This window comes from Azospirillum sp. A23 (assembly GCF_042938965.1).
In the GTDB taxonomy this organism is placed as follows: domain Bacteria; phylum Pseudomonadota; class Alphaproteobacteria; order Azospirillales; family Azospirillaceae; genus Azospirillum; species Azospirillum melinis.
In genome coordinates this window covers 663,815-688,735 of record NZ_CP170667.1, presented here as the reverse complement: position 1 = coordinate 688,735, position 24,921 = coordinate 663,815, and the positions used below count along the sequence as shown (strand labels likewise).

General features: G+C 66.1%; 27 protein-coding genes and 1 tRNA gene. 6 read left to right on the top strand and 22 right to left on the bottom strand.

Annotated elements, in window-relative coordinates:
* Window positions 1-21 precede the first annotated feature (21 nt).
* The 17 genes from ABNQ40_RS20650 to ABNQ40_RS20570 all read right to left on the bottom strand — a co-directional run bounded on the left by ABNQ40_RS20650 (window position 22) and on the right by ABNQ40_RS20570 (window position 16,238).
* Entirely contained in the window at window positions 22-834 is an 813-nt protein-coding gene (locus tag ABNQ40_RS20650; protein ID WP_109052073.1) for a biotin--[acetyl-CoA-carboxylase] ligase, read from the bottom strand.
* A gap of 10 nt (window positions 835-844) precedes the next feature.
* A complete protein-coding gene (gene nuoN, locus ABNQ40_RS20645) occupies window positions 845-2,293 on the bottom strand; it encodes an NADH-quinone oxidoreductase subunit NuoN (protein WP_098739372.1) in 1,449 nt (482 codons plus the stop codon).
* A 13-nt stretch (window positions 2,294-2,306) separates the two neighbouring features.
* On the bottom strand, window positions 2,307-3,833 hold the full coding sequence (locus tag ABNQ40_RS20640) for an NADH-quinone oxidoreductase subunit M (RefSeq protein ID WP_109052072.1): 1,527 nt from the start codon (window positions 3,831-3,833) through the stop codon (window positions 2,307-2,309).
* 25 nt (window positions 3,834-3,858) lie between these two features.
* Window positions 3,859-5,973, bottom strand: a complete 2,115-nt coding sequence (nuoL, locus tag ABNQ40_RS20635; RefSeq protein ID WP_109052071.1) for an NADH-quinone oxidoreductase subunit L — start codon at window positions 5,971-5,973, stop codon at window positions 3,859-3,861.
* A 9-nt stretch (window positions 5,974-5,982) separates the two neighbouring features.
* Complete coding sequence (gene nuoK, locus ABNQ40_RS20630) at window positions 5,983-6,291, bottom strand: NADH-quinone oxidoreductase subunit NuoK (RefSeq protein WP_014248409.1); 309 nt, start codon at window positions 6,289-6,291, stop codon at window positions 5,983-5,985.
* 2 nt (window positions 6,292-6,293) lie between these two features.
* On the bottom strand, window positions 6,294-6,908 hold the full coding sequence (locus tag ABNQ40_RS20625) for an NADH-quinone oxidoreductase subunit J (protein ID WP_391348735.1): 615 nt from the start codon (window positions 6,906-6,908) through the stop codon (window positions 6,294-6,296).
* 18 nt (window positions 6,909-6,926) lie between these two features.
* Window positions 6,927-7,415, bottom strand: coding sequence for an NADH-quinone oxidoreductase subunit NuoI (gene nuoI / locus ABNQ40_RS20620; RefSeq protein ID WP_042693501.1), 489 nt, complete (start codon window positions 7,413-7,415; stop codon window positions 6,927-6,929).
* A 116-nt stretch (window positions 7,416-7,531) separates the two neighbouring features.
* Window positions 7,532-8,542 (bottom strand): NADH-quinone oxidoreductase subunit NuoH, encoded by a 1,011-nt coding sequence (gene nuoH, locus ABNQ40_RS20615; protein ID WP_098739368.1) that lies wholly within the window; start codon window positions 8,540-8,542, stop codon window positions 7,532-7,534.
* A complete protein-coding gene (nuoG, locus tag ABNQ40_RS20610; RefSeq protein WP_109052069.1) occupies window positions 8,535-10,598 on the bottom strand; it encodes an NADH-quinone oxidoreductase subunit NuoG in 2,064 nt (687 codons plus the stop codon). The genes nuoH and nuoG overlap by 8 nt, the downstream gene beginning before the upstream one ends.
* A gap of 15 nt (window positions 10,599-10,613) precedes the next feature.
* Complete coding sequence (gene nuoF, locus ABNQ40_RS20605) at window positions 10,614-11,903, bottom strand: NADH-quinone oxidoreductase subunit NuoF (protein WP_109052068.1); 1,290 nt, start codon at window positions 11,901-11,903, stop codon at window positions 10,614-10,616.
* Between the two features lie 16 nt (window positions 11,904-11,919).
* Window positions 11,920-12,546 carry an NADH-quinone oxidoreductase subunit NuoE gene (gene nuoE, locus ABNQ40_RS20600; protein ID WP_109052067.1) on the bottom strand — a complete coding sequence of 209 codons (627 nt, stop codon included), beginning with the start codon at window positions 12,544-12,546 and terminating at the stop codon, window positions 11,920-11,922.
* Entirely contained in the window at window positions 12,543-13,691 is a 1,149-nt protein-coding gene (locus ABNQ40_RS20595; protein ID WP_244560922.1) for an NADH-quinone oxidoreductase subunit D, read from the bottom strand. Before ABNQ40_RS20595 ends, nuoE begins: the two co-directional genes overlap by 4 nt.
* Window positions 13,692-13,798: 107 nt before the next feature.
* The gene (locus ABNQ40_RS20590; RefSeq protein WP_109052065.1) at window positions 13,799-14,428 is read right to left on the bottom strand and encodes an NADH-quinone oxidoreductase subunit C; all 630 of its coding nucleotides are present in this window, start codon (window positions 14,426-14,428) and stop codon (window positions 13,799-13,801) included.
* 87 nt (window positions 14,429-14,515) lie between these two features.
* Window positions 14,516-15,061, bottom strand: coding sequence for an NADH-quinone oxidoreductase subunit B family protein (locus ABNQ40_RS20585; RefSeq protein WP_174470176.1), 546 nt, complete (start codon window positions 15,059-15,061; stop codon window positions 14,516-14,518).
* Window positions 15,052-15,420, bottom strand: coding sequence for an NADH-quinone oxidoreductase subunit A (locus ABNQ40_RS20580; RefSeq protein WP_045580751.1), 369 nt, complete (start codon window positions 15,418-15,420; stop codon window positions 15,052-15,054). The genes ABNQ40_RS20585 and ABNQ40_RS20580 overlap by 10 nt, the downstream gene beginning before the upstream one ends.
* Window positions 15,421-15,734: 314 nt before the next feature.
* Window positions 15,735-15,811, bottom strand: a tRNA-Asp gene (locus ABNQ40_RS20575).
* A 199-nt stretch (window positions 15,812-16,010) separates the two neighbouring features.
* Entirely contained in the window at window positions 16,011-16,238 is a 228-nt protein-coding gene (locus tag ABNQ40_RS20570; RefSeq protein WP_109050839.1) for a hypothetical protein, read from the bottom strand.
* Window positions 16,239-16,399: 161 nt separating this feature from the next.
* Between ABNQ40_RS20570 and ABNQ40_RS20565 the strand changes: the two genes are divergently transcribed.
* Together ABNQ40_RS20565 and ABNQ40_RS20560 are read left to right on the top strand one after the other, a co-directional pair.
* On the top strand, window positions 16,400-16,684 hold the full coding sequence (locus ABNQ40_RS20565) for a hypothetical protein (RefSeq protein ID WP_246307003.1): 285 nt from the start codon (window positions 16,400-16,402) through the stop codon (window positions 16,682-16,684).
* Window positions 16,685-16,780: 96 nt separating this feature from the next.
* A complete protein-coding gene (locus ABNQ40_RS20560; RefSeq protein ID WP_247879911.1) occupies window positions 16,781-17,230 on the top strand; it encodes a hypothetical protein in 450 nt (149 codons plus the stop codon).
* A gap of 10 nt (window positions 17,231-17,240) precedes the next feature.
* On the opposite strand, the gene ABNQ40_RS20555 is transcribed toward ABNQ40_RS20560, so the two are convergent.
* Window positions 17,241-17,708, bottom strand: a complete 468-nt coding sequence (locus ABNQ40_RS20555) for a hypothetical protein (RefSeq protein ID WP_109050840.1) — start codon at window positions 17,706-17,708, stop codon at window positions 17,241-17,243.
* 174 nt (window positions 17,709-17,882) lie between these two features.
* Here ABNQ40_RS20555 and ABNQ40_RS20550 point away from each other — a divergent pair, with 174 nt between their 5' ends.
* Window positions 17,883-18,536 (top strand): DsbA family oxidoreductase, encoded by a 654-nt coding sequence (locus ABNQ40_RS20550; protein ID WP_109050841.1) that lies wholly within the window; start codon window positions 17,883-17,885, stop codon window positions 18,534-18,536.
* A gap of 72 nt (window positions 18,537-18,608) precedes the next feature.
* On the opposite strand, the gene ABNQ40_RS20545 is transcribed toward ABNQ40_RS20550, so the two are convergent.
* Complete coding sequence (locus ABNQ40_RS20545) at window positions 18,609-20,546, bottom strand: propionyl-CoA synthetase (protein ID WP_109050842.1); 1,938 nt, start codon at window positions 20,544-20,546, stop codon at window positions 18,609-18,611.
* A gap of 186 nt (window positions 20,547-20,732) precedes the next feature.
* Window positions 20,733-21,221 carry a DUF3574 domain-containing protein gene (locus tag ABNQ40_RS20540; RefSeq protein ID WP_109050843.1) on the bottom strand — a complete coding sequence of 163 codons (489 nt, stop codon included), beginning with the start codon at window positions 21,219-21,221 and terminating at the stop codon, window positions 20,733-20,735.
* Window positions 21,222-21,314: 93 nt separating this feature from the next.
* On the opposite strand from ABNQ40_RS20540, the gene ABNQ40_RS20535 reads away from it, so the two are divergent.
* Entirely contained in the window at window positions 21,315-21,680 is a 366-nt protein-coding gene (locus tag ABNQ40_RS20535; RefSeq protein WP_109050844.1) for a hypothetical protein, read from the top strand.
* Window positions 21,681-21,689: 9 nt separating this feature from the next.
* Here the strand turns inward: ABNQ40_RS20535 and ABNQ40_RS20530 are convergent, their stop codons facing one another.
* Window positions 21,690-22,127: an Rrf2 family transcriptional regulator gene (locus ABNQ40_RS20530; protein WP_109050845.1), complete on the bottom strand. Its 438-nt coding sequence runs from the start codon at window positions 22,125-22,127 to the stop codon at window positions 21,690-21,692.
* 157 nt (window positions 22,128-22,284) lie between these two features.
* On the opposite strand from ABNQ40_RS20530, the gene ABNQ40_RS20525 reads away from it, so the two are divergent.
* The gene (locus ABNQ40_RS20525; protein ID WP_109050846.1) at window positions 22,285-23,217 is read left to right on the top strand and encodes an NAD(P)/FAD-dependent oxidoreductase; all 933 of its coding nucleotides are present in this window, start codon (window positions 22,285-22,287) and stop codon (window positions 23,215-23,217) included.
* Here the strand turns inward: ABNQ40_RS20525 and ABNQ40_RS20520 are convergent.
* Window positions 23,214-23,840 carry a LysE/ArgO family amino acid transporter gene (locus tag ABNQ40_RS20520; RefSeq protein WP_109050847.1) on the bottom strand — a complete coding sequence of 209 codons (627 nt, stop codon included), beginning with the start codon at window positions 23,838-23,840 and terminating at the stop codon, window positions 23,214-23,216. The two genes, ABNQ40_RS20525 and ABNQ40_RS20520, sit on opposite strands and share 4 nt — an antisense overlap.
* A 97-nt stretch (window positions 23,841-23,937) precedes the next feature.
* Between ABNQ40_RS20520 and ABNQ40_RS20515 the strand changes: the two genes are divergently transcribed.
* Complete coding sequence (locus ABNQ40_RS20515) at window positions 23,938-24,861, top strand: LysR family transcriptional regulator ArgP (protein WP_109050848.1); 924 nt, start codon at window positions 23,938-23,940, stop codon at window positions 24,859-24,861.
* The last annotated feature ends 60 nt before the right edge of the window (window positions 24,862-24,921 follow it).

Sequence of the window (24,921 nt, the reverse complement as noted above, 5' to 3'; positions counted from 1 at the left end):
TTTGAAATCGGAGGCGGAGGCTCAAGAGTCCGGTGGTCCGGGGTCAGCGGGTGGCGGCGCGAAGAACACGTCGCCGGCAGCGATCCGCTGGCGCGGTCCGCCGTCCGTTGGATCAAGCAACAGAACGCCGTCGCTGTCCAGATCGGCGAAGGTGCCGGGGATCGTCCGATCGGCCAGCCTGACCAGGATCGGCCCACCCAACCCCTTGGCCCGCGACATCCACGCATCGCGCACGGGACCGAAACCATGGGCACGCCAGCGGCCATACCAAGCCGCCAGATGTTCCGCATAGACCTCCAGCAGCGCGCCGGGCCCCATGGTCGGAGCGCCTTCGGCGATCAGGGAGGTGGCACCGTAATCGGCGGTGGGGGGAAAATGCCGCAGGTTGATGCCGACACCCAGCACCACCCAGGCGACCTTGCCGTCGGGCGCCGGTTCCGACTCGAGGAGGATGCCGGACAGCTTGCGGTCATGCACCAGCACGTCGTTCGGCCATTTGCAGCGCACGCCGCCGGGATCGGGCAGCACCGATTCGGCAGTTTCGGCAATGGCGAGCGCGGCCACGAACGAGACCTGGGCGGCTTCCGCGGGAGGCAGGCCGGGCCGCAGGATGGTCGTGCTGTAAAGGTTGCCTTCCGGGGAGGTCCAGGCCCGGCCCCGGCGGCCCCGGCCGCTCTCCTGCCGACGGGCCCAGACGACGGTGCCTTCCGGTGCCCCGGAACGCGACAAGGCCTTCGCTTCGTCGTTCGTGCTGCCGACGGAGTCGAAGGCCTTGATCTGGAAGCCCGGAGGCAGGCGCAGACGCGCTGCCTCCGCTTCGAGCGATGACGTCATCGGTCGGATATCACCCGGCGAACAGAGCCGCCGCAGCCGCAGCCGCACCGTTCAGGATCGGCGCCGGAGCGACGAAGAACAGCAGGGTGAACAGGCTGGTCAGCACTAGGACGCCGGTCATGCCGTCGTCATCGACCTTGTCGACCACCACCGCGGGCTCATCGAAATACATGATCTTGATGATGCGCAGGTAGTAGAAGGCACCCACGACGCTGGTCAGCACACCGATAACGGCCAGCGTGTATTCCTGGGCGGCGACGGCGGCCAGGAAGACGTAGAGCTTGCCGAAGAAGCCCGCCATCGGCGGGATGCCGGCCATGGAGAACATGAAGATCGCCATGGTCGCGGCCAGCATCGGGTTGGTCTTGGACAGGCCGGAGAAGTCCTTGATCTCTTCCAGCATCTGGCCCTTGGCCTTCATGCTGAGGATGACGGCGAAGGCGCCGATGTTCATGGCGATGTAGAGCGCCATGTAGATCAGCACGCCGCGCACGCCGTCCTGCGTGCCGGTGGTCAGGCCCACCAGCGCGTAGCCGACATGGCCGATGGAGCTGTAGGCCATCAGGCGCTTTATGTTGGTCTGCATGATGGCGACGAAGGAACCGATCACCATCGACAGGATGGCGGTCGCCACCAGAACCTGATGCCACTGGGCGGCGAGATGGCCGAACGGCTCCATCACCACGCGGGTCAGCAGGGCGATGGCCGCAACCTTCGGCGCCGCCGCGAAGAAGGCGGTCACCGGGGTCGGCGCACCTTCATACACGTCCGGCGTCCACATGTGGAACGGAGCGGCCGAGACCTTGAAGGCCAGACCGGCCATCACGAACACCAGACCGATCACCAGACCCGGCGAGACATGGGCGCCGCCGGCGAACAGGGCGGCCACCTTGTCGAAGGAGGTCGTGCCGGCGAAGCCGTAGACCAGCGAAGCACCGTACAGCAGCATGCCCGAGGAGAGCGAGCCGAGGACGAAGTACTTCAGGCCGGCTTCCGACGACTTGGCGCTGTCGCGGCGGAAGGCGGCGATGACGTAGAGCGCGAGGCTCTGCGTCTCCAGCCCGACATACAGCGAGATGAAATCGTTGGCCGAGATCATCATCAGCATGCCGAGCGTGGCGAAGATCATCAGCACCGGGAACTCGAAGCGGGCCATCTGCTCCCGCTCGTTGAAGCCCAGCCCGAGGATCACCGCGAAGGCAGCGGAGACCAGCACCAGTACCTTCATGAAGACGCCGAAGGCATCCATCACGAACATACCGTTGAAGGTGACGACGCGGCCGCTGCCGTAGCCCATCGCCAGGATGGCGGCGAGCAACATGCAGACGATCGACAGGTAGGAGACGGGACGGGTGAAGCCGTCGCCGCGGAACACGCCCAGCATCAGCAGGGCGACGCCCGAGAGCGCCAGGAAGATCTCCGGCAGGGCCGGCCAGATGTCGGGAAACACTGCGGTCATGTCGAAGAACCCCTTACCGAGCGGCGACCGAGACACCGGACGCGGCGTGCGACGCGGCCAGCTTGGTCTGGTAGGTCTGGATCAGCTGCTCGACCGATGCCGAGGTGACGTTCAGGAAGCTGCTGGGATAGATGCCCATCCACAGGACGACGGCAATCAGCGGCACGAACACCGCGATCTCGCGCGGGGTCATGTCGAACATCGCCTTGACGTCCGGCTTGGTCAGCTTGCCGTAGACGACGCGGCGGTACAGCCACAGCGCATAGGCGGCACCGAGAACCATGCCGGTGGCGGCGAGGGCGGCAACCCAGGTGTTGTCGCGGAAGACGCCCATCAGCACCAGGAACTCGCCGACGAAGCCGGCAGTGCCCGGCAGGCCGACCGAGGCCATGGTCATGAACAGGAAGACCACCGCATATTTCGGCATGTTCTTCACGAGGCCGCCGTAGCGGGCGATCTCGCGGGTGTGCAGCCGGTCATAGACGACGCCGACGCACAGGAACAGCGCACCCGACACGACGCCGTGCGACAGCATCTGGAACACCGAGCCTTCGATGCCCTGCTGGTTCAGCGCGAACATGCCGATGGTGACGAAGCCCATGTGGGCGACCGACGAGTAGGCAATCAGCTTCTTCATGTCCTCCTGGGCGAGAGCGACCAGCGAGGTGTAGATCACGGCGACGACCGACAGGGTGTAGATCAGCGGCGCGAAATACTCGGTCGCTTCCGGCAGGATCGGAATGTTGAAGCGCAGGAAGCCGTAACCGCCCATCTTCAGCAGCACGCCGGCCAGGATGACCGAACCGGCGGTCGGCGCCTCGACGTGGGCGTCCGGCAGCCAGGTGTGGACCGGCCACATCGGCACCTTCACCGCGAAGGAGGCGAAGAAGGCCAGCCACAGCCACAGCTGCATGTTGCGCGGGAACTGGGTGGCGGTGATGGTCGGGATGTCGGTGGTGCCGGCCACGTAATACATGGCCAGGATCGCCAGCAGCATCAGGACCGAGCCGAGCAGCGTGTAGAGGAAGAACTTGAAGGCGGCATAGACGCGGCGCGGGCCGCCCCAGATGCCGATGATCAGGAACATCGGGATCAGGACGCCTTCGAAGAACATGTAGAACAGAACGAAATCCAGCGCGCAGAACATCCCGATCATCAGGGTTTCCAGCGCGAGGAAGGCGATCATGTATTCCTTGAGGCGGACCTGCACCGACTCCCAGCTCGCCAGGATGCACAGCGGCATCAGGAAGCCGGCCAGGACGACGAACAGCACCGAGATGCCGTCGACGCCCATGTGGTAGTTGATGCCGAACTCAGGAATCCAGCCCGCCTTCTCGACCATCTGGTAGCCGGGATTGCGCGGATCGAAGTTGGCCCAGACCAGCAGGGTCAGGACGAAGGTGACGAGGGTCGTCCACAGCGCGATGTACCGCACGTTCCGCTGAACGTCCGGGGTGTTGCCCCGGCAGAACAGCAGGATCAGCGCGACGCCCACGAGCGGCAGGAAGGTCGCGAACGACAGGATCGGCCAGCTAGCCATGGTTGTTGTTCTCCTTCGAAACCGCTCAGCCGAAGACCGACAGCCAGGCGACGAACAGGACGACCCCGATCACCATGGCAAAGGCGTAGTGATAGACGTACCCCGACTGCAGCCGGCTGGTGCGTGCCGCGATGTCGCGGGTGGCAGCGGCAACGCCGTCCGGACCCACGCCGTCGATCACCGCCCCGTCGCCCGACTTCCACAGGCCGTAGCCCAGGGCCTTGGCCGGACGGGTGAACAGCGCGTCATACAGCTCGTCGAAATACCACTTGTTGTAGAGGAACTTGTGGATGCCGCTGAAGGTGCTGGCGATCCGACCCGGCAGGCGCGGCATCATCACATAGCCGATGTAAGCCATGGCGATACCGATCAGGCCGACGACCAGCGGAGCGATCGCGACCCAACCCGGGGTATGGTGGTGCGCAGCCTCGATGGCGTCGTGGCCGTGCAAGGTCATGATCGCCTTGCCCCAGAACTCCGCACGGTCGTGGCCGATGAAATACTCGTGGAAACCGACACCGGCGAACAGCGCGCCCAGCGTCAGGACCGCCAGCGGGACCAGCATGACGACCGGCGACTCATGGGCGTGGTCGTAGACTTCCTTGTCCATACGCGGCGTGCCGTGGAAGGTCATGAACAGCAGGCGCCACGAGTAGAAGGCGGTCAGCAGAGCCGCCGCGATGCCGAGGGCGAAGGCGAAGCGCCCCACCCCGCTGCCCGAGGCGAAGGCCGCCTCCAGGATCATGTCCTTGGAATAGTAACCGGCGAAGAAGGGCAGACCGGCGAGCGCCAGATTGCCGATCCACATCATCGCATAGGTGAAGGGGATCTTGCGCCAGACGCCGCCCATCTTGCGCATGTCCTGCTCATGGTGCAGGGCATGGATGACCGAGCCGGCACCGAGGAACAGCAGGGCCTTGAAGAAGGCGTGCGTGAACAGGTGGAACATGGCGGCGCCGTAGGCGGAGACGCCGGCGGCGAAGAACATGTAGCCGAGCTGCGACATCGTCGAATAGGCGATGACGCGCTTGATGTCGAACTGGGTGAAGCCGATGGTCGCCGCGACAAAGGCGGTCAGGCCGCCGACCACCGTCACCACTTCGAGCGCCGTCGGTGCGTATTCGAAGACCGGAGACAGGCGGCAGACCATGAAGACGCCGGCGGTGACCATGGTGGCGGCATGGATGAGCGCCGACACCGGGGTCGGGCCTTCCATCGCGTCCGGCAGCCAGGTGTGCAGGCCGAGCTGTGCCGACTTGCCCATCGCGCCCATGAACAGCAGCAGGCAGGCGATGGTCAGGCCGTTGAAGTCCCAGCTGAGGAAATGCAGCGTCTGGCCGGTCAGCGTCGGGGCCTTGGCGAAGATCGCATCGAACTGGACCGAGCCGGTCAGCACGAAAATCGCGAAGATGCCGAGCGCGAAGCCGAAGTCGCCGACGCGGTTGACCAGGAAGGCCTTCATCGCGGCGGCGTTGGCCGAGGGCTTCTCGTACCAGAAGTTGATCAGCAGGTAGGAGGCCAGACCGACGCCCTCCCAGCCGAAGAACAGCTGGACCAGGTTGTCCGCCGTCACCAGCATCAGCATGGCGAAGGTGAACAGCGACAGGTAGCCCATGAAGCGCGGCTTCTGCGGATCCTCGGCCATGTAGCCGATGGAATAGACGTGCACGCAGGCCGAGACGGTGTTGACGACGATCAGCATCACCGCGGTGAGCTGGTCGACGCGCAGCGCCCACTTCACGTCGAGCGTCCCGCTCTGGATCCAGGTCATCAGCTCGATCGTGCGCGGATGGCCGTGCACGGCGACGTCGTAGAACAGAGTCCAGGACAGGATCGCCGAGACGATGACGGCACCCGCGGTCACGAACTGCGCGACGCGGTCGCCCACGGTCGGCGGGCCGGCGACGACATGGTGGTCGTCGTGGGCATCGTCGTACGCGTGGTTCAGCTCGTCGTGCGAGATGTGGTGGGCATGATCGTCATGGGCATGGGCGATCTGGGCGTGCCCGTGATCGTCATGGCCATGACCGTGGCTTCCGTGACCCGCGGCCGCCGGCTCGGCCTTCGGCCCGCCGAACAGCGCGATCGATCCGGCGACGAGGAACGCCAGGAGCGGAAGGAATACGACTAGCACTTCCATGGCGCCGCCTCAGCCCTTCATCATGTTGATGTCTTCGACTCGGATCGAGCCGCGGTTGCGGAAGTAGACCACCAGGATGGCGAGGCCGATGGCCGCCTCGGCGGCGGCGACGGTCAGGATGATCATGGCGAAGATCTGGCCGACCAGATCGTGCAGGAAGGTCGAGAAGGCGACGAGGTTCAGGTTCACCGCCAGCAGCATCATCTCGATCGACATCAGGATGATGATGACGTTCTTCCGGTTCAGGAAGATGCCCAGCACACCCAGCGTGAAGATGATGGCCGAGACCGTCAGGTAATGTCCGAGACCGATCTCCATGATCACACGCCCTCCCCGGTCGAGACCTTGCGGATGGCGACCACGTCTTCCCGGCGACGGGCGATCTGGGCGCCGACATTCTGTTTGCGCACGCCCGGACGGTGCCGCAGCGTCAGCACGATCGCGCCGATCATGGCGATCAGCAGGACGACGCCCGACGCCTGGAACAGGTAGACGTACTGGGTGTACATCAGCCGGCCCAGCGCCTGGGTGTTCGACACCTGATCGAAGGCCGGGGTCGGCGCGCCGGCGATGGCGGCGACGTTCGGCGCGACGATCCAGCCGCCGAGCACCGCAGCCAGTTCGGCCAGCAGGATCAGCCCGACCAGCGCGCCGAGCGGCAGCGCTTCCATCGCGCCCTTGCGCAGCTCGCGGAAGTTGATGTCGAGCATCATCACCACGAACAGGAACAGCACGGCGACGGCGCCGACATAGACGATGATCAGGATCATCGCGATGAACTCGGCCCCCATCAGGAGGCAGAGACCGGCGGCCTGGAAGAAGGCGAGGATCAGGAAAAGGACGGAGTGAACGGGGTTCCGCGCCGAGATGACCATCACACCGGAGGCCACCAGCAGCGCGGCGAACACGTAGAAGGCGATGCCTTGGAGTATCATCGTTTTTCTCGCTTCCGCTTACCGGTAAGGAGCCTCGGCCGCGAGGTTCTGGGCGATTTCCGCCTCCCAGCGGTCGCCGTTCGCCAGCAGCTTCTGCTTGTTGTAGAAGAGCTCTTCCCGGGATTCGGTGGAGAACTCGAAGTTCGGCCCCATGACCACCGCGTCGACCGGGCAGGCTTCCTGGCACAGGCCGCAGTAGATGCACTTGGTCATGTCGATGTCGTAGCGCGTGGTGCGGCGGCTGCCGTCGTCACGCGGCTCGGCCTCGATGGTGATGGCGAGAGCCGGGCACACCGCTTCGCACAACTTGCACGCGATGCAGCGCTCCTCGCCGCTCGCATAGCGGCGGAGCACATGCTCGCCGCGGAAGCGCGAGCTGATGGGGCCCTTCTCATAGGGGTAGTTCAGCGTGACCTTGGGCTTGAACATGTAGCGCAAGGTCAGCGCCATGCCGCCCAGCAGCTCGGTCAGGAACAGGCTGCGCGCCGCGCGGTCGAGGAACGCCATGGCCTCTTCGTCTCCTTCCTCGCCGGCGGCCGCCCGTTTGATGGGTTGGCTCGCCGGCACTCAAATCGACACGTCAATGGTGGGTTCGGTGCAGGCTGGCTTTGCGGCGATGCCGCTTACTTCGGCAGCCAGCCGAAGGTCACCAGGACGCCGGCGGTCAGCACGACCCAGAACAGCGACAGGGGCAGGAAGACCTTCCAACCCAGCCGCATCAGCTGGTCGTAGCGGTAGCGCGGCACGGTGGCGCGAACCCAGACGTAGGTGAACAGGCAGAACGCGATCTTCAGCGCGAACCACACGATGCCCGGCACCCAGGTGAAGGGCGCGAAGGGCAGCGGGGGCAGCCAGCCGCCGAGGAACAGGATGCTCGTCATCGCGCTCATCAGGATCATGTTGGCGTATTCGCCAAGGAAGAAGAGCGCGAAGGGGGCCGAGCTGTACTCCACCATGAAGCCGGCGACCAGCTCCGACTCGCCTTCCGGCAGGTCGAAGGGGGCGCGGTTGGTTTCCGCGAGCGCCGAGATGAAGAACATCACGAACATCGGCAGCAGCGGGATGCAGAACCAGACCTTCTCCTGGGCCCGAACGATGTCGGTCAGGTTCAGCGAGCCGACGCACAGCAGCACGGAGATGATGATGAGGCCCATCGAGACCTCATAGGACACCATCTGCGCCGCGGAGCGCAGCGCGCCGAGGAAGGCGTAGCGCGAGTTCGAGGCCCAGCCGGCCATCACGATGCCGTAGACGCCCAGCGAGGAGATCGCGAACAGGTACAGCACGCCGACGTTGATGTTGGACAGCACCACCCCGTAGTCGAACGGGATGACCGCCCAGGCGATCAGCGCCAGGAAGAAGGTCAGCATCGGCGCGACGTAGAACACGACACGGTTGGCGCCTTCCGGCAGGATCTGTTCCTTGGCGAACAGCTTCAGGCCGTCGGCGAAGGGCTGCATCAGGCCGAAGGGGCCGACGATGCTCGGACCCTGGCGCATCTGCATCGCACCCATGATCTTGCGCTCGGCGTAGGTCATGAAGGCGACGGCGACCAGCAGCGGCACGGTGATCGCCAGGATCTGCAGGACCATAATGATCAGCGGCAGGAGAAAGCCGCTCCAGAACTCAGCCATGGGTGCCAGTCCTCTCCTGAGCAGGGCCCACCAGCGCTTCCGTGCAGTTGGCCATCGTCACCGACGCCCGGCTGATCGGGTCGGTCATGTAGAAGTTGGTGATCGGCGTCACGAAGGGGGCGGCGTCCACCGGCCCCTGCGCGCCGAACGGCGCCCAGCTGGCCGGGGTCATCTCGCCCACCGCGCCGAAGATCGGATTCGCCGCCATCAGCCGCTGACGCAGCTGGCCGTGGGTGTCGAAGGGCAGCGTGGTGCCCAGGACTTCCGACAGGGCGCGGACGATCTTCCAGTCCTCGCGCGCTTCGCCCGGCGGGAAGACCGCGAGGCGGGCGAGCTGCGGGCGGCCTTCGGTGTTGACGTAGACCGCGTTCTTCTCGGTGTAGGCCGCACCCGGCAGGATGACGTCGGCGCGGTGGGCGCCGGCATCGCCATGGTGGCCCTGATAGACCACAAAGGCATTGCCCAGCTTCGCCATATCGATCTCGTCGGCACCCAGCAGGTAGACGAAGTCGATCTCGCCCTTCGACGCACCGTCGAGGATGCCGTGAACGTCTCGGCCGCCCTCGCCCGGCAGGAAGCCGGCTTCGATGCCGCCGACCCGCGCCGCGGCGGTGTGCAGAACGTTGAAGCCGTTCCAGTCGTCGCGGAACATGCCGTAGGCCTCGCCGACCAGACGGGCGGCGGCCTGCACCGCAAGACCGTCGGCGCGCTGGAAGGCGCCCATGCCGACGATGATCATCGGGTTCTTGGCGGCGCGCAGCGTCTCGGAGAACGGGTGGCTGCCGTCGACCAGTTGCTGCAGCGCGTCCGGACCGGAACCGATCACGCTGTAGGGGTAGGTCAGGTCGCGCTGCTCGCCGATGGAGGCGATGGTGACGCCGCCGGCCATATAGCGCTTGCGGATGCGAGCGTTGACCAGCGTGCCTTCCCAGCGCGGGTTGGTGCCGACCAGCAGGATGACGTCGGCCTTCTCGATGCCGGCGATGCCCGAGTTGAACAGGTAGCCGGCCCGCACCGAGGTGTCGAACCGGGCGCCGTCCTGGCGGCAATCCAGGTTGGCCGAGCCGAGCCGCGACAGCAGCTCCTTGAGCGCGAACTGAGCCTCGACATCGACCAGATCGCCGGCGATTGCGGCGACGCGGTTGCCGGACAGGCCCTTCAGACGCGCCGCGATCGCGGTGAAGGCCTCGGCCCAGCTGGCCGGGACCAGCTTGCCGTTCTGGCGGATGTAGGGGCGGTCCAGACGCTGGCGCTTCAGACCGTCATACGAGTAGCGGCTCTTGTCGTTCAGCCACTCCTCGTTGATGTCGTCGTTGACGCGCGGCAGGACGCGCATCACTTCGGCGCCACGCGCATCGACGCGGATGTTCGAGCCGACGGCGTCGAGGACGTCGACGGTCTCGGTCTTGCGCAGCTCCCACGGGCGCGCCGTGAAGGCGTAGGGCTTGTGGGTCAAAGCACCCACCGGGCAGACGTCGGCGAGGTTACCCGACAGCTCGGAGCCGATGGCCTTCTCGACGAAGGTGGTGATCTCCATGTGCTCGCCGCGATAGACGGCGCCGACATCGGGAACACCGGCCACTTCATTGATGAAGCGGATGCAGCGGGTGCAATGGATGCAACGGGTCATGATGGTCTTGATGACCGGACCCATATACTTGTCCTTGACCGCCCGCTTGTTCTCGCCGTAGCGGCCGCGGTCGAAGCCATAGGCCATGGCCTGGTCCTGCAGATCGCACTCGCCGCCCTGATCGCAGATCGGGCAATCCAGCGGGTGGTTGATCAGCAGGAACTCCATGACGCCCTTGCGGGCCTTCAGGACGGTCTCGCTGTTGGTGCGGACGACCATTCCGTCGCCGCAGGGCATGGCGCAGGACGCGACCGGCTTGGGCGCGCGCTCCATCTCCACGAGGCACATGCGGCAGTTGGCCGGCACGCTGAGACGCTCGTGGTAGCAGAAGCGCGGAATCTCGATCCCCAGCTGCTCGCAAGCCTGGAGGATCGAGGTGCCCGGCTCGACCTCGATCTCGATCCCGTCGATGGTCAGTTTCGGCATGGGAACGGGAACTCCTTACTCGGCCGCCAGCGGGGCGCTGTTGCGGTAGGCCTGGATGCGCCGCTCCACTTCCGGGCGGAAGTGGCGGAACAGGCCCTGGATCGGCCAGGCGGCAGCGTCGCCGAGCGCGCAGATGGTGTGGCCTTCGACCTGCTTGGTGACCTGCAGCAGCATGTCGATCTCTTCCATGCGCGCGTTGCCGGTGACCATGCGCTGCATGACGCGGCTCATCCAGCCGGTGCCTTCGCGGCAGGGAGTGCACTGACCGCAGGACTCATGAGCATAGAAGGACGACAGGCGGGCGATGGCCTTCACGATGTCGGTGGACTTGTCCATCACGATCACCGCGGCGGTGCCGAGGCCCGACTGCACTTCGCGCAGGCTGTCGAAGTCCATCAGGACGGTGTCGCAGATCGACTTGGGCAGGACCGGGACCGACGAGCCGCCGGGAATGATGCCCAGCAGGTTGTCCCAGCCGCCACGCACGCCGCCGGCATGCTTCTCGATCAGCTCCTTCAGCGGGATGCCCATCTCCTCTTCCACGTTGCACGGCTTGTTGACGTGCCCGGAGATGCAGAAGAGCTTGGTGCCCGAGTTCTTCGGACGGCCGAGGCCGGCGAACCAGGAGGCGCCGCGGCGCAGGATGGTCGGAACGACGGCGATGGATTCGACGTTGTTCACCGTGGTCGGGCAGGAATAGAGACCAGCCTGGGCGGGGAACGGCGGCTTGTTGCGCGGCTGGCCCTTCTTGCCCTCGATCGACTCGATGAGCGCGGTTTCCTCGCCACAGATGTACGCGCCCGCACCGCGGTGGATGTAAACGTCGTAATCGTAGCCGGTGCCGCAGGCGTTCTTGCCGATCAGCCCCGCCGCATACGCCTCGTCGATGGCGCGCTGGACGTTGGAGCCCTCGTTGTAGAACTCGCCGCGGATGTAGATGTAGCAGGCACTGGCACCGATGGCGAAACCAGCGATCAGGCAGCCTTCGATCAGCTTGTGCGGATCGTGGCGCAGGATGTCGCGGTCCTTGCAGGTGCCGGGCTCGCCCTCGTCGGCGTTGATGACGAGGTAGACGGGCTTGTCGGTCACGTTCTTCGGCATGAAGGACCACTTCATGCCGGTCGAGAAGCCGGCGCCGCCACGGCCGCGCAGCCCCGATTCCTTCACCTGCTCGATGATCCAGTCCCGGCCATTGGCCAGGAAGGATGCCGTGTTGTCCCAGTCACCGCGCTTGCGGGCCCCGTCAAGACCGAAGTCCTGGTAGCCGTAGAGGTTGGTGAAGATGCGGTCCTCATCGCGAAGCATCGCTGTCCCCTCCCCCTCAATCTTCCGCTTGCGCGGTGGTAAAGGCCTTCAGCGTCGTCGGGCCGCCGACCGGCTCCGAGGACTGACGGCCGCTCTGCGAACCGGGCTTCGGCGTCTCGCCGCGCGCCAGCGCGTCGAGGATGCGCTCCATATGCTCCGGGGCCACGTCTTCGTAGTAATCGTCACCGATCTGCACAACCGGCGCGTTGACGCAGGCGCCCGAGCACTCGACCTCGCCCAGCGTAAACTGGCCGTCGGCCGTGGTCTCGCCCACATCGATGCCGAGCTTCTTCTTGCAGGTGTGGACGATGTCGTCCGACCCGCGCAGCCAGCAGGGGGTGGTAGTGCAGACCTGGATGTGGTGCCGGCCGACCGGGTTCTTGTTGTACATCGTGTAGAAGGTCGCGACCTCGTACACGCGGATGCGCGGCATGCCGAGCAGATCGGCCACAGCGTCCATGGCGACGCGCGGCAGCCAGCCGCCGTTCTGGCGCTGGGCCACGTCCAGCAGCGGCATGCAGGCGCTGGCCTGCTTGCCGGTCGGGTACTTGGCGATGATTCGCTTCGCCAGCTCCAGATTTTCCGGAGTGAAGGTGAAGCTGGTCGGCTCGGCGTGGCCGTGATCGGAAGCGGGCGCGCTCATCGATCGATTTCTCCGAAAACGATGTCCATCGAGGCGATGTTGGCGACGGCGTCGGCCAGCATGTGCCCCTTCGACATGAAGTCCAGGCCCTGAAGATGGGCGAAGCCCGGCGCGCGGATCTTGCAGCGGTAGGGCTTGTTGGTGCCGTCGGACACCAGATACACGCCGAACTCGCCCTTGGGCGCCTCGATGGCGGTGTAGGTCTCGCCGGCGGGAACGTGGAAGCCCTCGGTGAAGAGCTTGAAGTGGTGGATCAGCGCTTCCATCGAACGCTTCATCTCGCCGCGCGGCGGCGGGGAGACCTTGCGGTCCTCGATCTTGTAGGGACCGGCCGGCATCTCCTTGCAGCACTGGCGGATGATGCGCAGCGATTGCTTCATCTCCTCCATGCGGACCAGATAGCGCGCCCAGCAGTCGCCGGTCAGGCCGACCGGGACGTCGAACTCCATGCGGTCATAGACCTCGTAGGGCTGCGACTTGCGCAGATCCCAGGCGACGCCGGAGCCGCGCAGCATCGGACCGGTGAAGGCCCAGTCGAGCGCCTGCTCCTTGGTGACGATGCCGATGTCGACCGTGCGCTGCTTGAAGATGCGGTTCTCGGTCAGCAGGCTCTCGAGGTCGTCCATGAACTTCGGAAAACGCTCGGTGAAGGCCCAGATGTCGTCGAGCAGCCCGTCCGGAATGTCCCAGGCGACGCCGCCCGGCCGGAAATAATTGGCGTGCAGACGGGCACCCGACACGCGCTCGTAGAACTCCATGAGGATTTCGCGTTCCTCGAAGCCCCACAGCGCCGGGGTGATCGCGCCGACGTCCAGCGCACCGGTCGTGATCGACAGGATGTGGTTCAGGATGCGCGTGATTTCCGAGAACAGCACGCGGATATACTGGGCGCGCAGCGGCGCCTTGATCTGCAGCAGGTTCTCGATGCCGAGCACATAGGCGTGCTCCATGCACATCGGGCTGACATAGTCCAGGCGGTCGAAATACGGCACGGCCTGGATGTAGGTCTTGTACTCGATCAACTTCTCGGTGCCGCGGTGCAGCAGGCCGATGTGCGGATCGCAACGCTCGACCACCTCGCCGTTCAGCTCCATCACCAGACGAAGCACGCCGTGGGCGGCCGGATGCTGCGGCCCGAAATTCATCGTGTAGGGCTTGATCTGCGTCTTGGTCTCCGGACCGGAGGCGCTGATCGCCCCGTTCGGACCCGTCGAGACGACGCCGGTCGCCGATTCGGTCGAAACGGTCATGCTCACGGCTTCTTGCTCCCGTCCTGGAGGGCCGCCTTTTCATCGCCGGGCAGCATGACGTTGGTCATGCCTTCCCACGGGCTTAGGAAGTCGAAGGCGCGGAAATCCTGGGTCAGACGGACCGGCTCGTAGATCACGCGCTTCTGGTCCTCGTCGTAGCGGGCTTCGACGTAGCCGGTCAGCGGGAAGTCCTTGCGGAAGGGGTGCCCCTCGAACCCGTAGTCGGTGAGGATGCGGCGCAGGTCCGGATGGTTCTCGAAGAAGACGCCGAACAGGTCCCACGCCTCGCGCTCGAACCAGTTCGCGGCGCTGAAGACGGAAACGGCCGACGGGACGGGCGTGTCCTCGTCGGTGGCCAGCTTCACGCGCATGCGCCGATTGTGGGTGTAGCTGAGCAGCTGGTAGACGACCTCGAACCGCTCCGCGCGGTCGGGGTAATCGACCGCGGTGATGTCGGTCAGCTGCTCGAACCGGGTGTCCGGGTCGTCGCGCAGCGCGGTCAGCACCGCCAGGATGGCCGGCCGTTTGACCGTCACCATCAGTTCGCCGAGCTTCACCTCGACCTTGAGAACGTCGCCGCCGATCTTGGCGGCGATGACGTCCCCGAGTTCCTTCAACGCCTGTTCGGACATGGGTGGGACCCTGCCTTCCTACTTGTCTTCAGCGCGCTTGTCGTTCGTCCCGCCTCCGGCGGCCGGAAGCGGGACGGTACGCCGTGGTCAGCGGGCGATGCGATTGCCGCGCTTGATCTTCTTCTGGAGCTGGAGGATGCCGTAAATCAGCGCCTCCGCCGTCGGGGGGCAGCCCGGCACATAGATGTCCACCGGCACGATCCGGTCGCAGCCACGCACCACCGCGTAGGAATAGTGGTAGTAGCCGCCGCCGTTGGCGCAGGACCCCATCGAGATGACCCAGCGCGGCTCCGGCATCTGGTCGTAGACCTTGCGGAGCGCCGGAGCCATCTTGTTGGTCAGGGTGCCGGCGACGATCATGCAGTCGGACTGGCGCGGGCTGGGACGCGGAATGACGCCGAAGCGGTCCAGGTCGTACCGGCTCATATAGGCGTGGATCATCTCCACCGCGCAGCAGGCCAGACCGAAGGTCATCGGCCACAGCGAGCCGGTCCGGGCCCAGGCCAGCAGATCCTCGTACTTCGCCAGCACGAAGCCCTTGTCCTGGATCTCGTCGGAGACCGCGCGGATGTAGGCGTCCTGTTCCGGTCCGGGCGGAATCGGCGCCAGCGGCTTGGCGACCTCTACTCCCATTCCAGAGCTCCTTTCTTCCACTCATAAATGAAGCCGATGGTCAGGATGCCCAGGAACAGCATCATCGACCAGAAGCCGAACAGCCCGATGTCACCGAGGGCGACCGCCCACGGGAACAGGAAGGCGACTTCAAGGTCGAAGATGATGAACAGGATCGAGACCAAGTAGAACCGCACGTCGAACTTGGTGCGCGCGTCCTCGAACGGCTCGAAGCCGCATTCGTAGGGGGAGACCTTCTCGGCGTCCGGGTTCTTCGGGCTGATGACGTAGGATGCCCCAACCATCACCGCGGCCAGCGCGATGCCGATCAGCAGAAACACCAGGATCGGAAGATACTCAATGATCAGCGGAGTCGACACCGCGTTCCTCCCATAAGCCCACGACCACGGGCGCCGTTCCGGCCGGGAAATCGGCGGAAGCGCAAAGCCGTGGCAGCCATGCCTTGGATTAGCCCATCAGACGGGCCGGAATATATGCCGAGACCGTGGGCAAGGAAAGCGCTTTGAATCGCTTTTCACCACGCGGAAGGACAAGCCAGCCCCCGCGCCAGACCCTGGTAATACCACGTTTTTAAAATAGGGGAAAGGGAAGACAATATGCATGCGAAAAAGGACCCGCAATTTGCGAGTCCTTGGAGCATACTGGCGCTTGACGCCGAATTTGAAAGAGAAAGTGGCGCGAGTGACGGGACTTGAACCCGCGGCCTCCGGCGTGACAGGCCGGCGCTCTAACCAACTGAGCTACACCCGCGCAGAGCGACTTGTTCGAAACACCTGATCGTTACTCAGCCAAAGGCTTGTTTCGCTTGGTGTTTTTCACCGGCGCCGTTGAGGCCCCCGTCGTTCGGTGGGCGGTTTGTAGTCGTCCGGGCCGCTGCCTGTCAATCACCAAATTACAAAAAATTCCTCTCCGGCGAGGCCTGCCGGTCGCGGGCGTTTCACCGGCGCCCTCAGGGCAGGCGATGGGCGGCGCGCCGCAGTTCATCGAGCCGGTCGAAGGCTTGCAACATACCGGCCGAGAGTTCGCGGTGGTCGACGGCATCGGGTCCACCGAAGCGGGTCAGCGTTTCCTCCAATGCGCGGGCCAGATGTTCGGCGACATCGAGATGCTCCTGCTCCAACGACAGTTCCAGCGCGGCGAGAATGCGGTCGCCCAGCCGCCGATCGTTCGAAGTCATGCGTTTCCCCCCCTGGTCCTGAACCGCGCGGCAAGGCGCCACCCCGGTCACGTTGCCTCGACCATACCAGCTTAGACCCGGCGGCGCGGGGTGATTCGCATCGCTGCGACATTTCGGAGGCAGCCCTTCCGGAGCGCCCTACCCCGTGCGATAGTCGCGCCATGCCGATCCACAGCTCTCCCCGTCTACGACTGACCGCCCTGCTGCCGTCCCTCGTCCTGTTCGCCGCGGGACCGGCGATGGCCGCCGCGAATGTTTCCGCTGCCCAGTCGGAAGCCAAGGAGATCGCCAAATCGATGGGCAACTGCACGCCGGCGAAGGTGGAGGTGCTGCGCTACACCGTGGGACGGGAGGGAGCGACCACCTTCAAGGTCGGCTGCACGGAGGACAAGGATGCCTTCGTCGTCGTGCAATGCCGCTCGCGCATCTGCACCCTGTTGCGCTGAGGCCCGCCCCAGCAGTGAATTCACCGCTTGTTAACCGCGTCCGCGTGCACTGTGCGGGATCGGTCGCGGCACATGCATAGCGATGGGAACTGCTGGATGGTGGGCACGGGCATGGTCGCAGGGTTGGGCGCGACGCGAATTGGCCGGATGCGGGGTTGGGTCGCCGTTTCCCTTGCGATTCCGGCACTGGCTCTTGCCGGCTGTACCTCCCCGCTCGGGCTGGCGGCGGCCGGTGCGGATGTCGTGACGCTGAACGCCACCAAGAAGACCATCGGCGACCATATCGTGTCGGCCGCCACGGGACGCGATTGCTCGATCCTGAGTTTCGAGAAAACCGGCGACTATTGTCCGGACAAGGTCGAGGTCGACCGGTCCCGCGTCTACTGCTACCGCACGCTGGCAGATGTCGAGTGCCACCACATCCCCGATCCCTACCGCAACGGCAACACCGCGCTCGCCAGCCCGCCGCCGGACATCCGCACCCTGCCGCGCAAGAAAGGCTGGTTCGACGACGCGACGCCCTACGCCCCCAACAGCGGCTCGTAAGGGGCTCGCCTCAGCGCACCTTCTTCGCAACGAAGGCCTTGGCAATCGCCATCATCGCCTTTTCATGATTCGGCCCGCCCGCCGGGGCATCGTGGATCGTGCCCCCCTTCGCAGCGCCCGGCCCGGCAGACTTGCCGGCAGGGGCGGTCCGTTGCGGGGCCTGCTGCTCGTCCGATTCGCGGCCCAGCTGGTTCAGCAGATTCTCAAGCGCGTCACGGCTGAGACCGGAGGCGGACGGCCGCCCTCCCCCCGCACCGCCCGCGGCAGCCGGGCGCGCGGCCGGCCTGCTGCTGGCCGGACGGCCGGCGCGTTCGATGGCGGCGGCGGCGATGGCCTTCAGGAAGGGCTGGGCAATGCCGCGCAACAGGTCGGGATCCTCGACGGCCCAGGCCATCAGGAGCTTCTGCGCATTCATCCGGCTGCCTTTGGCCGCCAGGATCGCTTCGCGCACCTTGCCGTCGACGTAGGAATTGCTCATCGGGAATCGCCCATCGGGATATGTCCGCCGGCCGCAGAATGACGGGCGGAGCCACCCCGGACTGTCGGGCCAACTCGGTTAACAAACGGTTGCGGGCCAGGAGGGGGCCGATGATGGCGGGACGGCATGGAAGAAGCGGTTGCCCGATCCGGGGCAGGCGCCGATAGTGGCGGGATGCTGATCGAAACCTTCGCCGACCTGATCTGCCCCTGGTGCTACATCGGCAAGCGCCGGCTCGACCGGGCGCTGATGCAGCGGCCCAACCTGCGCCCGGAACTGCGCTGGCAGCCTTTCCAGCTGAACCCTGACATGCCGCGGGGCGGGATGTCGCGCGAGGACTATCTCGCCGCCAAGTTTGGCGGATCGGAACGGGCGCGGCAGATTCATCGGGTCGTGGAGGACACGGCGGCACGCGACGGGCTGCCGCTGGTGCTCGACCGCATCCAGCGCACACCCAACAGCTTCGACGCACACAGGCTGGTCCGCATCGCCGGACGCCAGGGGCTGGGCAATGCAATGGCCGACGCGCTGTTCGCCGCCTATTTCGTCGAGGGCGTCGACATCGGCGACCTGGATGCGCTGGCCAGCGTCGCCGCCGGGCTGGGAATGGATTTCGTCGAGACGCGGCGCCAGTTGTCGAGCGACGCCGAATCGGCCGCGGTGCTCGCCGCCGACGCCCTGGCCCGCCAGATGGGATTGCAGGCGGTGCCCTGCTACATCTTCAACCGCCGCTACGCCCTGTCCGGCGCGCAGGAACCGGCAAGCTTCCTGCCGCTGCTCGACCTCGGTAGCGAGGAGCCGGAAAACCTGTCGGTCGTCGCCGGCTGATCCGGCAAGCGGAACAAGGCCGCCGGAACGGGAAAGGGCGGCCCGGAGGCCGTCCCGTCCCTGTTCGGCACCTCAGGCCGGCGTGCTGCTGGTCTTGGCGTAGCCCAGCGTCTTCAGAGCGTCGGCGATCTCCGGCAGGATGCCCGGATCGTCGATGGTCGCCGGCATCTTGTAGTCCTGGCTGTCGGCGATCTTCTGCATGGTGCCGCGCAAGATCTTGCCCGACCGCGTCTTCGGCAGGCGGTCGACCACCAGGGCACGCTTGAAATCGGCGACCGGGCCGATCTGCTCGCGCACCAGTTGGACCACCTCCTTGACGATCTCTTCATGCGGTCGGGTCACGCCGGCCTTCAGGCAGACGAAGCCCAGCGGCACCTGCCCCTTGAGATCGTCGGCCACGCCGATCACCGCGCATTCGGCGACGTCCTTGTGGCTCGACAGCACCTCCTCCATGGCACCGGTGGAAAGACGGTGGCCGGCGACGTTGATGATGTCGTCGGTGCGGGCCATGACATAGACATAGCCGTCATCGTCGATGAAGCCGGCGTCGCCGGTCTGATAATAGCCCGGGTAGTCGGCGAGGTAGGACTTCTTGAAGCGCTCGTCGGCATTCCACAGCGTCGGCAGCGTGCCCGGAGGCAGCGGCAGCTTGACGCAGATGGCGCCGATGTCGCCGCGCGGAACCTCCTTCAGCTCGGCGTTCAGCACCCGCACGTCCCAGCCCGGCATCGGGCGGGTGGCGGAGCCGTACTTGATCGGGAACAGGTGAACGCCCAGCGGGTTGCCGGAAATCGCCCAGCCGGTCTCGGTCTGCCACCAGTGGTCGATCACCGGGACGTTCAGATTGTCCTCGGCCCAGTGCAGCGTGTCGGGGTCCGACCGCTCGCCGGCCAGGAACAGGGCGCGGAAGTGCGACAGGTCGTACTTCTTCAGGTAGTTGGCGTCCGGGTCCTCGCGCTTGATGGCGCGGAAGGCGGTGGGGGCGGTGAACAGCGTGCCGACCTTGTGCTGCTCGATCACGCGCCAGAAGGTGCCCGGATCGGGGGTGCCGACCGGCTTGCCTTCGAAGACCACGGTGGTGCAGCCGGTCAGCAGCGGCGCGTAGACGATGTAGGAGTGGCCGACGACCCAGCCAACGTCCGACGCCGCCCAATACACCTCGCCCGGCTTGACGTTGTAGATGTTGGTCATGGTCCAGCGCAGCGCCACCGCATGGCCGCCATTGTCGCGCACCACGCCCTTGGGCTGGCCGGTCGTGCCGGAGGTGTAGAGGATGTAGAGCGGATCGGTCGCCTTCACGGCCACGCACTCCGCCGGCTCGGCCGTCGCCACGGCTTCGGCCCAGTCGACGTCGCGGCCGGCGATCAGCGTCGCCGTCTCCTGCGGGCGCTGCCAGACGATGACGCTGGACGGCTTGTGGGCGGACTGCTCGATGGCGGCGTCCAGCATCGGCTTGTACTTGACGATCCGGTTCGGCTCGATACCGCAGGAGGCCGAAACGATCGCCTTCGGCTTGGCATCGTCGATTCGGGTCGCCAGTTCGTGCGGGGCGAAGCCGCCGAACACCACGGAATGGACGGCACCCAGACGGGCACAGGCCAGCATGGCGACAAGCGACTGCGGGATCATCGGCATGTAGAGGAGGACGCGGTCGCCCTTCTCCACGCCCTGGGCGCGCAGAACGCCGGCGAAGCGGGCGACCTGATCCTGAAGTTCGGCATAGGTGATGGTCTGGACGGTCTGGGTGACCGGGCTGTCATAGATGATCGCGGCCTGGGCGCCGCGCCCGCCTTCGACATGGCGGTCCACCGCATTGTAGCAGGTGTTCAGCTCCCCGCCGGTGAACCAGCGGTAGAAGGGCGCGTTGCTGTCGTCCAGCACCTTGTCCCACGGCTTGAACCAGGAGATGTCCTTCGCCGCCTCGCCCCAGAACCCGGCGGGGTCCGACAGGGAGCGGGCATGCATCTGGTCGAAAAGCTCGGCAGTTGTGGTGCTGGCGGTCGGGCTCATGGCAGGGCGTCCCTCGTTCTATTTTGGTACTATTCGGTGCGCATTTCCTCTCGGCCGCGAAACGATCCGTTTCGCGACCTCCACAATCTGCGACAAAAGCATAAGTGCAGGCAAATGTCAGAAGGTCGGGGGTGCGACGGGCTGTCGCATTCCGGATCGGTGAAACGCTGTTCCGAAACCTGGAATTCAAAAGGAAACGCAGACCGGCCGAACGACCAGCGCGACCGATTGCTGGTGGAAGCGCCCCTTGTACAGATCGACGATTTCGCGGATCAGGCCCAGCGTCGCCGGGTCGCCGTCGGCCAGCAGGGTGAGGATTTTGCTGGGCTCGCGCACCAGCCGCCCGGTCTCGATGTCGCGCCAGTGACCCGACCCGTCGGTGACGGTCAGGCCGTTGGGAAACCGCGGTGTCACCTCGCCGTTCAGGAAATCGGTCCAGTCGCGCTCGCTGACGCCGATCTCGTTGCCGATGTTCCGACCAAAGAACAATTGCGCCTCGATCATCGCACCGGCCGCATAGGTTTCACAAACGAGCGCCGGTGCCGTCGCCGTTGGGGCGGGTGCCAGCTGCGCCGCGGCGGGACCGGCCAGCAGAAACAGCGAAAGCGCGGCGGAGGAAAGGCTCGGGACAATCCGCGTGAGGGGCCATGTGACAGGCATGGTGACGGGGCGCATCGGTGTTTCTCCATTCGGACGGGAGAGGGTGCGTGCGGCAGTGCGGTCAGCGACGCTCTGGTCAGGACGCCCCTGGACCGTTATGCATGGATCATGGCCGTCGATCCACCCATCACCGGAATCCGCCCGATCCTGACCGTCGTTCACGGCAACGGCGAGCGGCTGATCGTGGCCCGACTCACCAACCTGGGCGGCGGCAGCCAGTCCAACCGCTTCGTCCTGCGCCGCGCCGATTTCCGCGCGCCCTGGGAACAGCCGGACAAGGGCTATTTCGGCTATGCCGAGGTCGCCCGCGCGCTCGACGCCAACGGCTGGCGCGGCTGCGCCATCGAGGCGATGGCGACCACCGACCTGGAGGAACGCCGCGCCCGCCTGCTGGCCCGCAAGAAGCTGCACCTGCAATGCGTCGAGGCGGCGATCCGGCGGGCGCAGGAGGGGGAGACGCCCAAACTGGGCTAGGTTCCGCGTTCAGCACTTCCCCAGCGCCTTCATGCGCCGGTCGAAATCGGCAGCGAGATCGGCAAGCGTCACTTGGCCAAGATGGCGAACGAGCACCGCCTCCGCCTCACGCAGTGCCCCATCGAGGGCGGCATTCACCGCCTGCTCCACCAAGCAGCTCGGCTCGTCCGCGGTGGGACCGATGGCGAAGATCCCCGGCTCCCCCAATGCCCGGTGAATGTCCAGCAGGGTGATCCCGTCGAGCGGCCGTGCCAGCCGCCAGCCGCCGCCATGGCCCTTTTCCGACCGCACATGGCCGGCCTCGCGCAGCCCCGCCATGGTCCGGCGGATGACCACCGGATTGGTGCTCAGCATCTCGGCAATCGCCTCCGACGTCAGCGCACCGTCATGCCGGTCCATGTGGATCAACACATGCAGCATGCGGGAAAGGCGGCTGTCCTGTCTCATCGGCGATCGGTCCTTTTGGGTGTACGCAGGGCGAGCGGTCAACTCAGGCCACTTCATAAGTTACATGGCACATTGACCGCATCCTTTCATGTAACTTATCGTGTGTCGTGACCGGGCGCGGATGGCGCGCCCGTCCCATCCGTGGAAAGGCACAGACATGAACGGAAACGACACGACGACCTATGACGCCATCATCGTCGGCGGCAGCTACGCCGGCATCGCCGCCGCGCTGCAACTGGCCCGTGCCCGGCGCATGGTGCTGGTGATGGATGAAGGGCTGCGGCGCAATCGCTTCGCCAGCCACTCCCATGGCTTTCTCGGGCAGGATGGCCGTCCGCCGGGAGACATCGCCGCCGAAGCCCGCGCCCAACTGATGCGCTATCCGACCGTCACCTGGATGACCGGACGGGCCGAAAAAGCCGCCAGGACGAGCAAGGGTTTCGAGATCACCGATTCGGAGGGCATCGTCTACCGTGCGCGCCGGCTGCTGATCGCCGTCGGCGTGGTTGACGAACTGCCGGCAATTCCCGGTCTGGCGGAACGTTGGGGCCGCTCCGTCTTCCATTGCCCCTACTGCCACGGCTATGAGCTGATGCAGGGCCGCATTGGCGTCGTCGCCGTCTCCGGGCATTCCATGCACCATGCGCTGATGCTGCCGGATTGGGGACCGACGACGCTGCTGCTGAACGGCACCTTTGAACCGGATGCCGACCAGTCGGCCCATCTGGCGAGGCGTAGAGTCGCCGTCGAGACCGCCCTCATCAGCGGGATCGACAGCGACCCGCCGGAGGTCACGCTCGCCGACGGACGCCGAGTGCCTTTTGCCGGCCTGTTCGTGCTGCCGAGAAGCCGCGTTGCCAGCCCGCTGGCCGCACAGCTCGGGTGCGAGAGCGAGGACGGGCCGCTCGGCACCCATATCAGCGTCGACGCGATGCAGGAAACCAGCATCCCCGGCGTCTTCGCCTGCGGCGATGCGGCACGGGCCGCCGGATCGGTGGCGCTGGCCGTCGGTGCCGGTACGATTGCCGGAACGGCGCTGCATCGGTCGTTGTTGTTCTGCGAGGACGACGCCCTGTTCGCCCGCGCCTAGCCGAACAACAGGCCCACCGCAATCGCCCACATCACCAGGGCGATGCCCCCGTCCATCACCCTCCAGGCGGCGGACCGGGCGAACAGCGGGCGCAGCAGCCGCGCGCCATAGCCGAGCGCAAAGAAGAACAGGAAGGACGCCGTCATCGCCCCCAGGGCGAAGGCGCCCCGCGCCTCGGCGAAGCGGGCGGAGACAGAGCCGACCAGCACCACCGTGTCCAGATAGACGTGCGGATTTAGCCAAGTCAGGGCAAGGCAGGTCAGCAGCGCCGGCAACAGCCCGCCCGGCTCCCGGTCCACCGGGTTCAGCCCGCTGCCGCCCTGCCAGGCCGACCAGGCGCTGCGCAGGCCATAGACCAGCAGGAAGGCGGCACCGGCATAGCGCATCAATGGCTCCAGCCACGGCCAGCGCGCGCCGGCGCTGGCGAATCCGCTGACCCCGACCAGGATCAGCACGGCATCCGACAGGGCGCAGGTGGCGCAGATCGCCAGCACATGCTCGTTGCGCAAGCCCTGGCGCAGCACGAACGCGTTCTGCGCCCCGATGGCGACGATCAGGCTGAAGCCGAGGAACAGGCCCGGCAGGAAGGCGGGAAGCAGGACAGCGGTGGAAAGCTCGGTCATCGTGGCGGTTCCGGCGTCGGTGAGTGCCAATCCGCTACCACCGGCCCCTCATTTACCGTACTTAATCCTCCTTGCCCCAATGAAGCAGAGCTAATCCATGCTGGACTATCCGCTGCTGGCGGCCCTTGCGGCCGTCATCCGCACCGGCAGTTTCGAGCGCGCCGCTCGGCAGTTGCACGTCACCCCCTCCGCGGTGTCGCAACGGGTGAAGCTGCTGGAAGAGCGGTTGGGCACCGTGCTGGTGGTGCGCGGCCAGCCCTGCACCGGCACCGCCGCCGGCCAGCGCCTGTGCCAGCATTTGGAACAGGTAGCCCTGCTGGAAAGCGAGCTGCGCGGCGCCCTGCCCGGCCTCAGCCCGGCGGACGGGCCGGTCACCCTGCGGATCGCCGTGAATGCCGACAGCCTCGCCACATGGTTCGTCGGGGCGATGGCGGAGGTGCCCGGCTGCCTGTTCGATCTGGTGCTGGACGACCAGGACCACAGCGCCGAGTGGCTGCGCAAGGGCGAGGTGCTGGCCGCCGTCACCGCCAGCGCGGCGCCGGTCCCCGGCTGCAACAGCCATCCGCTGGGCGCGCTGCGTTACCGTGCCACCGCCAGCCCGGACTATCTGCGCCGCCATTTCCCCGATGGGGTGACGGCCGAAAGCCTCGCCACCGCACCCTGCCTGACCTTCAACCGCAAGGACCGGCTACAGGCGCAGTGGCTGCGTCTGGTGCTGAGCGATCACGAACCGGTGCCCACCCCGCCGACGCACTGGCTGCCCTCCACCCATGCCTTCGTCGATGGCGCGCTGGCGGGGCTGGGATGGGGAATGAACCCCGACCCGCTGGTCGCCGACCATCTGACAGCCGGCCGTCTGGTCGAACTGGCGCCCGGCCGGCCGCTCGACGTGCCGCTGCATTGGCAGCAGAGCCGCATCGCCGGCACCGCGCTGGCCGAGCTGTCGCGCGCGGTCCTGCGTTCCGGGCGGCAGGCGCTGCACCCAATCGTCGAAAGCATGGGAAGCCCGCCCGCCGCATGAGGACTTTGCCCACGCCGCGTGCGCGCTTATATGGATTCGACAAATCTCTGGAGGGATTCG